Source organism: Phocaeicola sp. (assembly GCF_057861905.1).
Genome location: NZ_DBMACV010000024.1, coordinates 34,483 through 44,294, shown reverse-complemented (window position 1 = coordinate 44,294; position 9,812 = coordinate 34,483). Strand labels below are relative to the sequence as shown.

At 42.6% G+C, this 9,812-nt stretch carries 5 protein-coding genes; 3 read left to right on the top strand and 2 right to left on the bottom strand.

Annotated features, from left to right (window positions below; all coding sequences use genetic code 11):
• Positions 1-598: 598 nt before the first annotated feature.
• Positions 599-3,034 carry a glycoside hydrolase family 2 TIM barrel-domain containing protein gene (locus tag ACZM60_RS06695; protein WP_489521102.1) on the top strand — a complete coding sequence of 812 codons (2,436 nt, stop codon included), beginning with the start codon at positions 599-601 and terminating at the stop codon, positions 3,032-3,034.
• Positions 3,035-3,557: 523 nt separating this feature from the next.
• On the opposite strand, the gene ACZM60_RS06690 is transcribed toward ACZM60_RS06695, so the two are convergent.
• Positions 3,558-4,997 (bottom strand): tagaturonate reductase, encoded by a 1,440-nt coding sequence (locus ACZM60_RS06690; RefSeq protein WP_489521101.1) that lies wholly within the window; start codon positions 4,995-4,997, stop codon positions 3,558-3,560.
• A gap of 318 nt (positions 4,998-5,315) precedes the next feature.
• Here ACZM60_RS06690 and uxaC point away from each other — a divergent pair, with 318 nt between their 5' ends.
• The gene (uxaC, locus tag ACZM60_RS06685) at positions 5,316-6,722 is read left to right on the top strand and encodes a glucuronate isomerase (protein WP_340318491.1); all 1,407 of its coding nucleotides are present in this window, start codon (positions 5,316-5,318) and stop codon (positions 6,720-6,722) included.
• A gap of 105 nt (positions 6,723-6,827) precedes the next feature.
• Positions 6,828-7,637 (top strand): MBL fold metallo-hydrolase, encoded by an 810-nt coding sequence (locus ACZM60_RS06680; protein ID WP_021971877.1) that lies wholly within the window; start codon positions 6,828-6,830, stop codon positions 7,635-7,637.
• Between the two features lie 305 nt (positions 7,638-7,942).
• On the opposite strand, the gene yidC is transcribed toward ACZM60_RS06680, so the two are convergent.
• Positions 7,943-9,796, bottom strand: a complete 1,854-nt coding sequence (gene yidC, locus ACZM60_RS06675) for a membrane protein insertase YidC (RefSeq protein ID WP_021971876.1) — start codon at positions 9,794-9,796, stop codon at positions 7,943-7,945.
• Between the last annotated feature and the right edge of the window lie 16 nt (positions 9,797-9,812).

Here is a 9,812-nt window from a genome sequence, read left to right as displayed (position 1 = left end):
TTAAATTTTTGTTCCATTCTCTAAATCAATTATTCTATATTATTTCACAAAGATAAAAACATAATACCATAAAAAAAGGAAAAAAGAAGAAGAAAATCCTCATTCTGATAAAGAATCTACAATATTTAGGAATACAAATCTTATATGCTTAATCTCTTTAACGGTTAAAGTGTATTGCCTGAAAAATCTTTATGAATAAGTATGATTACCAATAATAGTAAAATTTTCATTTTAATCAGGAAGTCTTTTTAGTCATAGCGTATGATATATTTTTTGAAAAGAACTGGCAATTTCATATTAAAATTTACTTACATTTTAAAGCACTTTGCTTTACTAAATTTTTTACAGTGACAAAGCTTTCACAATAATGTAACCTTTCTAATTTCAATTGAATCCACAAGACTTTTAGACAATATTCCATGAACTATACTTTTTCTTCTGCCAAGAAATCGTATCTTTGTTGAGCCCTTACAATCTGATAGTGAAAAAGATACTAAGACGTAGTCACATCTGCACTTAAAAAAACTTTTCTCACGCAGCAAAAACAAGGAATAGAATATAAAAAATCATTAACATTTTAATATTAAGAGAAACAAGAATGAAGACATTTTATCTCATGGCAATGGGATTTTGCCTGACTTTAAATCTCAATGCTCAGCGAAGTGAATACTTGCTGGAAAAAGGATGGAAGTTTACGAAAGGAGAGGTGAGCGACGCCGAAGCTACCGGGTTTAATGATACCAAGTGGGAAACTGTAACCATTCCGCACGACTGGGCTATTTTCGGACCTTTCGACAAGAATAATGATTTGCAGAATGTAGCTGTTACACAGAATTTTGAAACTCAGGCAAGCCTGAAGACCGGACGTACGGGAGGGCTGCCATACGTGGGTACGGGATGGTATCGTACAACATTCCATTCTACTCCCGGCAAACAGACCACACTGATTTTCGACGGGGCAATGAGTGAGGCACGAGTGTTCGTCAACGGAAAGGAGGCTTGCTTTTGGCCTTATGGCTATAATTCGTTTTATTGTGATGTTACCGGACTGGTAAATGAAGATGGTAAAAATAACGTACTTGCTGTGAGATTGGAGAATCGTCCTCAGTCATCGCGCTGGTATCCGGGTGCAGGACTTTACCGGAATGTGCATGTGGTAACGACGGAAAAAATTCACGTACCGGTATGGGGTACTCAAATTACGACTCCGTTTGTGAAGGATGAATATGCTTCTGTCTGCCTCCATACTACGATTCTGAATGCAGAAAAGACGGAGCTAACTGTGACGACGGACATTGTGGATGCCGATGGACAGGTGGTTTCGACCAAGACTAATAAGGGATACATTAATCACGATCAGCCTTTTACGCAGAATTTTATTGTGGAGCAGCCGAAACTTTGGTCGCCCGAAACTCCAATATTGTATAAAGCGGTGTCGAAAATCTATGCAGGCGATACGTTGCTCGATACGTATACTACACGTTTCGGTATTCGTACCATAGAATATGTGCCCGACAAAGGTTTTTACCTGAACGGGAAACGCCGCAAATTTCAGGGAGTGTGCAATCATCACGACCTGGGGCCTTTGGGAGCGGCTGTCAATGTGGCGGCACTCCGTCATCAGTTGACGTTGCTCAAGGACATGGGATGTGATGCGATCCGTACTTCACATAACATGCCTGCGCCCGAGTTGGTTGAGCTTTGCGATGAAATGGGCTTCATGATGATGCTTGAGCCGTTCGACGAATGGGATATTGCCAAGTGTGACAACGGGTATCACCGCTTCTTTAACGAGTGGGCGGAAAAGGATATGGTGAACATGCTCCGCCAGTACCGGAACAATCCGTGTGTCGTGATGTGGAGTATCGGCAACGAGGTGCCTACACAGTGGAGTCCGGAAGGCTACAAGGTGGCGAAGTTCTTGCAGGATATCTGCCATCGGGAGGATCCGACGCGTCCGGTAACTTGCGGTATGGATCAGGTGAAGAGTGTGCTGGCAAACGGCTTTGCTGCTATGCTGGATATTCCGGGCCTGAATTATCGTGCACACATGTACGACGAGGCTTACGAGCGTTTGCCGCAAAATCTCATTCTTGGGTCGGAAACGTCGTCTACCGTCAGCTCACGCGGCGTATATAAGTTCCCGGTGGAGCGTAAGGCAGGTGCGATGTACGATGACCATCAGTCGTCGTCGTACGATCTGGAGTATTGCAGTTGGTCGAATATTCCTGACATTGATTTTGCTCGTGCTGAAGATCACGACTGGACCATCGGACAGTTTGTATGGACGGGCTTCGATTATTTAGGTGAGCCAAGCCCGTATGATACGAATGCATGGCCGAACCATAGTTCGATGTTCGGCATCATCGATCTGGCATCTATTCCGAAAGATCGTTATTATCTGTATCGTAGTGTATGGAACAAGGAGGCTGAAACGCTGCACATCCTGCCGCACTGGAACTGGGAAGGACGTGAGGGAGAAAAGACTCCGGTGTTTGTATATACAAATTACCCTTCGGCTGAGTTATTCATCAACGGAAAGAGTTACGGGCGGCAGACCAAGCGTAAGGATGGAACGGTGGAAAACCGCTACCGGTTGATGTGGTACGATGCGGTTTACCAGCCGGGAGAGGTGAAGGTGGTGGCTTACGACGAACAGGGTAATCCGGCCGCCGAAAAGACTATCCGCACAGCAGGCAAGCCGCATCACATTGAACTGGTAACGGATCGTACTTCGCTTCAGGCGGATGGTAAGGACTTGGCGTATGTTACGTTACGTATTGTCGACAAGGATGGCAACTTGTGTCCGAACGACGGACGGCTGGTCAGCTTCAAAGTGAAGGGAGCAGGTAAGTACCGTGCTTCGGCAAACGGCGATCCTACCTGTCTCGATTTATTCCACAAGCCGGAAATGCATGCTTTCGGAGGTATGCTTACGGTGATCGTTCAGTCGGGAGAAAAGGTTGGCGATATAGAACTTCAAGCCACGGCCAAGGGCGTGAAGGCCGGAATTATCCGCATTCCGGTAAAATAAGTCTGTTTTAAGAAATTAATTACCCTTTTTGCCCTTCACGTCCTTCACGCTGCTGCTGAAACAATCGGAAATCGGCAGTATCTATGAAGGAGGTGAGGGGTAAATTGTATCTTTGTCATCCTGAATAAACCTACTGAAACAGACAGGCAAAGAAGTTAATCTAAAAATCCTGAAAAGCTGCAAGCTGGATATAAAATTCGAACAGATGTTTGTAAGGAAAAATTTAATAGAATGAGAAGCCGCAGATCTTCTGCAAAAAACGTCAGCACGTTTTGGACAATTTGTCTCGACGTTTTTTTAAAATTTGTACAAAAAATATTTTTTTCTCGGCACGTTTTTCACAACCCCTGCAGAGAGTGCTGTAGAGGCATCCGGAGGAATTTTCCAGCAGAGAAGCCGGATTTGAATCATGTAAAGATATTTTCAATATAAAAGCCGGAATGTATAAATAAGAAAAGAGGGAAATATCCTAAATCTTACAGGATATTTGCCCTCTTTCTTTTATGGAATTTCTAACAATTAATTACAGAATAGATTTTACTGTTTCCAGCATACCTTTAGACTGAATGCTGTCCAGGTCAGCTTTTACGGCAGCGGCCAGTCCCGGGATGTTGTTCAAGTTTTCGCCCCAGATGAATTCTGCTCCCAATACGCCTTCGGTAACTTTCTGAGTATCGCCTGTAGCCCAAAGCTCTTTCAGCAGATCCATAATGTTCTGTGCGTCGTTTGGTACGATTTCTGCTCCATCTTCACGTACGCCACCTTTATAATAAGTGATGATGGCAGCAAGACCCAGTACAAGTCCTTTCGGAAGTTCGCCCTTACGTTCCAGATATACTTTCAATCCCGGCAGATCACGAGTCTGGAATTTCGGGAATGAGTTCAGCATGATAGAAGTAACCTGATGGTCGACAAACGGATTGTTGAAACGTTCCAATACATCGTGAGCAAATTTCTCGAGTTCTTCTTTCGGAAGATTCAGCGTTTCCATCAGCTCGTCGAACATTACTTTGTGGATGTACTTGCCGATAACCGGATGCTGGCAGGCATCGCGGACAATATTCACGCCCGACAGGTAAGCTACCGGTGACAATACGGTGTGAGGACCGTTCAGCAAGGTAACTTTTCTTTCATGGTAAGGAGCTTCAGACGGTACAAACAATACGTTCAGTCCGGCCTTGTCGGCAGGGAATTCTTTGGCAACTTCCTGCGGAGCTTCGATAACCCACAAGTGGAAAATTTCGCCCTGTACAACCAAGTTATCATCGTACTGTAATTTTTCTTTAATCTCAGCAATTTCCTTACGCGGGAATCCCGGTACGATACGGTCTACCAGTGTAGCGTATACGCCGCAGGCTTTTTCGAACCAGTTCTTGAAATCGTCGCCCAGGTTCCACAATTCGATGTACTGGTAGATGGTTTCTTTCAGTTTATGTCCGTTCAGGAAAATCAATTCGCACGGGAAAATGATCAAACCTTTTGACATATCGCCGTTGAAGGTCTTGTAACGGTGATACAATAACTGAGTCAGTTTTCCGGGATAAGAAGAGGCAGGAGCATCGGTCAGCTTGCAAGAAGGATCGAAAGCGATACCGGCTTCGGTTGTATTTGAGATTACGAAACGCATTTCAGGCTGTTCGGCCAGTTTCATGAATTCGTCGTTTTGTGTATAGGGATTCAGTGCGCGGCTGATAACGTCGATAAGTGTCAGGCTGTTTACGGTTTTGCCTTTATCGAGTCCTTGCAGGTTAACGTGGTACAGGCAGTCCTGTGCGTTCAGCATGTCTACCATACCTCTGTCGATAGGCTGTACGACAACTACACTGCTGTTGAAATCTGTCTTCTGGTCCATGTTATAGATAATCCAGTCTACAAATGCACGCAAGAAATTACCTTCACCAAATTGAATGATTCTCTCAGGACGAACTGTCTTGTTTGCAGTTTCTTTGTTTAATGCTTTCATACTTGTATATTTTAAGTTCCGTATTTTTACAATTAAAATTTTCTCTTTATAAGAAAGGTATAAAGACGAAAATATTATTTAATCAGCAGTAAAAAATATTTATAGTTGACGTTTTATTTCTGTTTTTCAGAGATTAATTTTATTAAATAATCGCTGCAAATATACGAAATATTTTGTTATTCCAAATAAAATTTCTACTTTCGTGTTCGATAACGGCAAATAAAACGGAATAGATGTTGAACAACACAAATTCTACTACCGTTATTCGATTTTTATGAAAATACCGAACAAAATACATAAACTCAAAAACAAAGCTTTATGAAAAAATTTATGGATGAAAATTTCCTGCTCAAAACAGAAACAGCGCAGGAATTGTATCACAATCATGCAGCCAAGATGCCTATTATCGATTACCATTGTCACTTGATTCCGAAAATGGTGGCCGACGACTATCAGTTCAAGTCTATTACAGAAATCTGGCTGGGTGGCGATCACTATAAATGGCGTGCAATGCGTAGTAATGGTGTGGACGAACGTTACTGTACAGGAAAAGATACTACCGACTGGGAAAAATTTGAGAAATGGGCTGAAACGGTTCCCTATACTTTCCGTAATCCGCTGTATCACTGGACTCATCTGGAATTGAAAACTTGCTTTGGAATTGAAAAAATATTGAATCCGTCTACTGCCCGCGAAATCTTCGATGAATGTAATGCTAAGCTGGCAACTCCTGAATATTCTGCTCGTAACCTGATGCGCCGTTATCATGTTGAAACAGTATGTACTACCGATGATCCGGTCGACTCGCTGGAATATCATATCGCAACACGCGAAAGTGGTTTTGAAATCAAGATGTTGCCTACATGGCGTCCTGACAAGGCTATGGCTGTGGAAGTTCCGGCAGACTTCCGTGCGTACATGGAAAAATTGTCGGAAGTAAGCGGTGTGACTATTTCTTCATTCGACGATATGGTAGCTGCTTTGCGCAAACGTCATGAATTCTTTGCCGAACAAGGCTGTAAGTTGTCCGATCATGGTATCGAAGAGTTCTATGCTGAGGATTATACTGACGCAGAAATCAGAGCTATCTTTAATAAAGTGTATGGTGGTACGGAACTGTCTAAGGAGGAAATCCTGAAATTCAAGTCGGCTATGCTGATTGTATTTGCTGAAATGGACTGGGAAACTGGATGGACTCAGCAGTACCACTACGGTGCTATCCGTAACAACAATACGAAGATGTTCAAGCTTTTGGGCCCTGATACCGGTTTCGATTCTATCGGTGAGTTCACGACTGCAAAGGCTATGGCGAAGTTCCTGGATAAACTGAATACTGAAGGCAAGCTGACAAAGACTATTTTGTATAACTTGAATCCGTGTGCCAACGAAGTTATTGCTACTATGCTGGGTAACTTCCAGGATGGTTCTATCCCGGGAAAGATTCAGTTCGGTTCAGGATGGTGGTTCCTCGATCAGAAAGATGGTATGGAAAAACAGATGAATGCCTTGTCACTGCTGGGCTTGTTGAGCCGTTTTGTTGGTATGCTGACAGATTCTCGTTCGTTCCTGTCGTATCCGCGTCATGAATATTTCCGCCGTACTTTGTGTAACTTGCTGGGTAATGATGTAGAAAACGGAGAAATTCCGGAATGTGAAATGCCTCGTGTACAGCAGATGGTGGAAGATATCTGCTACAACAATGCGAAAAAATTCTTCGAATTCTGATTATAAAAGAATAGTAATTTGTGGAAGGGGGTCTGCATGGATATTGGCAGGCTCCTTTCTTTTTTGTACTTTTGTGCTTCCAAAAAATAAAGAATACAATAATATATGGAGGTACGATTTCTTAGTCTGGGTAGCGGAAGCAGCGGCAACTGTTATTACCTGGCGACAAAAACATGTGGAATATTGATTGATGCGGGTATTGGCATACGAAATATAAAGAAGATATTCAAGGATTATGCGTTGAATCTGGATACTGTGCGTGCAGTATTTGTAACCCATGATCATGCTGATCACATCAAAGCGGTAGGTCATCTGGCGAAGAAGCATAATATTCCAATCTATTCAACTCCGGAAGTGCATGCCGGTATCAACCGGAGTTATTGCATGACAGAAAAGCTGGATGCCGAACATACTCGTTTCATACGCAAGGGGGAAACTGTTGAGCTGGGGGATTTTAATGTAACGTGTTTCGAGGTGCCTCATGATGGTACGGATAACGTTGGATATTGCATACAGGTGGAAGATAAAATATTCTCTTTCCTGACTGATATCGGTCATATTACAGATACGGCGGCTACATATATTGACCGTTCTGATTATTTGGTACTGGAAGCTAATTATGATGAAGCTATGCTGCAAATGGGACCTTATCCACGGTACCTGAAAGAGCGTATCGCCGGTCCTAACGGACATATGAGTAACCGGGAAATGGCTAATTATCTGGCCGAGCATTTCCCTTCCCGACTGAAATATCTCTGGCTTTGCCACCTGAGTAAGGATAACAATCATCCGGACTTGGCATATAAAACAGTGGAAACGGCATTCAAGCAATATGGTATATCAATAGGAGATGGGGGAGTTCAGGTTATCCCGTTGAAACGAACTACGCCTTCCGAATTATATTGCTTGAAATAATTCTCAGGCCAATCTGCAAAACGGCATTGCATTTTTAATTTTATATGTAAAAATCTCTCTGCTCTTTCTGCTTTTTTATGTAATATCAGATAAGAGCTGGGAGATTTTTCTTTGGATATAGCATGGGAGTTTACCGTTCTTTCTGCTTTTGCCTTGAAACGGCTTACACTTTATAGTACCTTTATTTTCTGTAAAGACTTATCATAAGGTAAATGCTACCTGAAAATCTGAGATAAAAAATATGCAGGTAAACCAGAATTTGTTTTCCCGATTTACCTGCATTCTGATTATTATGCAAGAAAGTATTATTTCTTATTCATACGTTCCTGACGTTCTTTCTGAAGGCGCTCCTGCTCTTTCTGCAGAGCTTCCAGCTTAGCCATCAGTCCGCTTGTCTTTCTCTCTGAAGGAGCTTTCTTATTAGCTTCAAGTTGTGCCAGCAATTTCTTTTCATCGGTCATACGGCGCATAATCCACATGGTAATAATACCGATCAAACCTGAAATGAAATAATAGTAACTCAATCCGGAAGCATACTCATTGAAGATGAAGAAGAACATGACAGGCATGATGTACATCATCCACTTCATGGCAGCCATTTGAGGATTGTTGCCCATATCTTGCTGTTTCATCATGATGATCTGATTCAAAACTGTTGTTATACTAAACAACAGACAGAACAAACTCAGGTGAGTTCCCAGCAAAGGAATATGGGTACTCCAGCTGATTAAGTCATCGTATGCGGAAAGGTCGCTTGCCCACAGGAAGCTCTGCTGACGCAATTCAATAGCGTTAGGCACAAAGAAGAACAGTGCCATGAACACCGGAGTCTGGATAAGCATAGGAAGACATCCTCCCATCGGGCTTACACCATACTGACTGTATAGTGCCATTGTTTCCTGTTGTTTCTTCAACGCATCTTCCTGTTTCGGATATTTAGCATTGATCTTATCGACATACGGCTTCAATGCACGCATCTTTGCCGACGAAATGAATGATTTCCAAGTAGTCGGAAGTACCAGAATCTTAACAATAATGGTCATCAGCAAGATTACGATACCCATACTCAGTCCCCAGCTTGACAGCCAGTCGAAAAGATTGATGGTGAACCAGCGGTTAATCAAACGAATAATCGGCCATCCCAGATAAACCAAATCTTCAAGTTCCTGATCTTTATCCTTGAACGACAAATCATTGGAAGCTAAAAGAGTTTTAAAGTGATTCGGTCCGAAATAGAACTGGAAATGACTGGGCTGTGCTCCTGTCGGATCGAAAGCCGCCTTCATTTCAGCTGAATAGCTCTTCATGTAACCACTTCCTTTTTGTTCCATCTTTGACTCGAGCGTTGCATTTTCAAAATTCTTTTCTGCCATGAAGACACACGAAAAGTACTGATTCTTGAAAGCTACCCAGTCAAGAACTTCTGGAATGGTTTCTTTTTCATCCTTTGTTTCACTCAAGTAGTCGAAACTGTCGTCTACAGGCTTGTAAGTAAGTGAGGTATACCGCTGTTCGAAAGTGTAACCTTTTTCCATCTGACGAGCACGCTGTTTCCAGTCTACGCTCATGGTCTTAACAGAAGGAGAGAAGAAATTCTGCAAGCCGTTTGCTTGAACGGTAAAGTCTACTACATATGAATTCGGGAGCAACTTATAGATGAAATCCAGATGACCGCCATTGGCTGCGTTCAGACGCATGGTAACAGTGCTGTCTGTTACATCTGTAGCCTGAAAATACATTTGGCTGCTCAGTATGTTTTCATTTTTACCATCAAAGCCAAGGCTCAGAGAAGCATCTTTTCCATCGAAAAGAACCAAAGGCTGATGCTGCTGGTCGTTGTATTCCTTTAGCATGGCCTTGCAAACCCGTCCACCTTTGTTCGAGAAGGTAAGTTGAACCAAATCGTTCTCTAACGTAGTAAATTGCTCTGTTCCCTGCGAAGACTGAAAGAACAGAGATGTAGAATCCGGCAATACAGGCTGTGATGCTGCAATTTCTTGAGCTTTACGCATCTGCTCTTGTTTTTGTGCTACAGCCTGAATTGAATCCTGATAATGTTGTGCACGTGTCATTTCCTCCTGACTGGGGCGATTGTAGATTCCGAAACCTACAATAACCGCTCCAATTAAGGCAAATCCCACTAACGTGTTTTTGTCCATTTCTTTCTATTTACAA

What these genes read in the sequence shown, in the direction of transcription:
- ACZM60_RS06690 (WP_489521101.1), bottom strand. Translation starts at nt 4,997, where the DNA reads ATGAAAGCATTAAACAAAGAAACTGCAAACAAGACAGTTCGTCCTGAG.
- uxaC (WP_340318491.1), top strand. Translation starts at nt 5,316, where the DNA reads ATGAAAAAATTTATGGATGAAAATTTCCTGCTCAAAACAGAAACAGCG.
- yidC (WP_021971876.1), bottom strand. Translation starts at nt 9,796, where the DNA reads ATGGACAAAAACACGTTAGTGGGATTTGCCTTAATTGGAGCGGTTATT.
- ACZM60_RS06680 (WP_021971877.1), top strand. Translation starts at nt 6,828, where the DNA reads ATGGAGGTACGATTTCTTAGTCTGGGTAGCGGAAGCAGCGGCAACTGT.
- ACZM60_RS06695 (WP_489521102.1), top strand. Translation starts at nt 599, where the DNA reads ATGAAGACATTTTATCTCATGGCAATGGGATTTTGCCTGACTTTAAAT.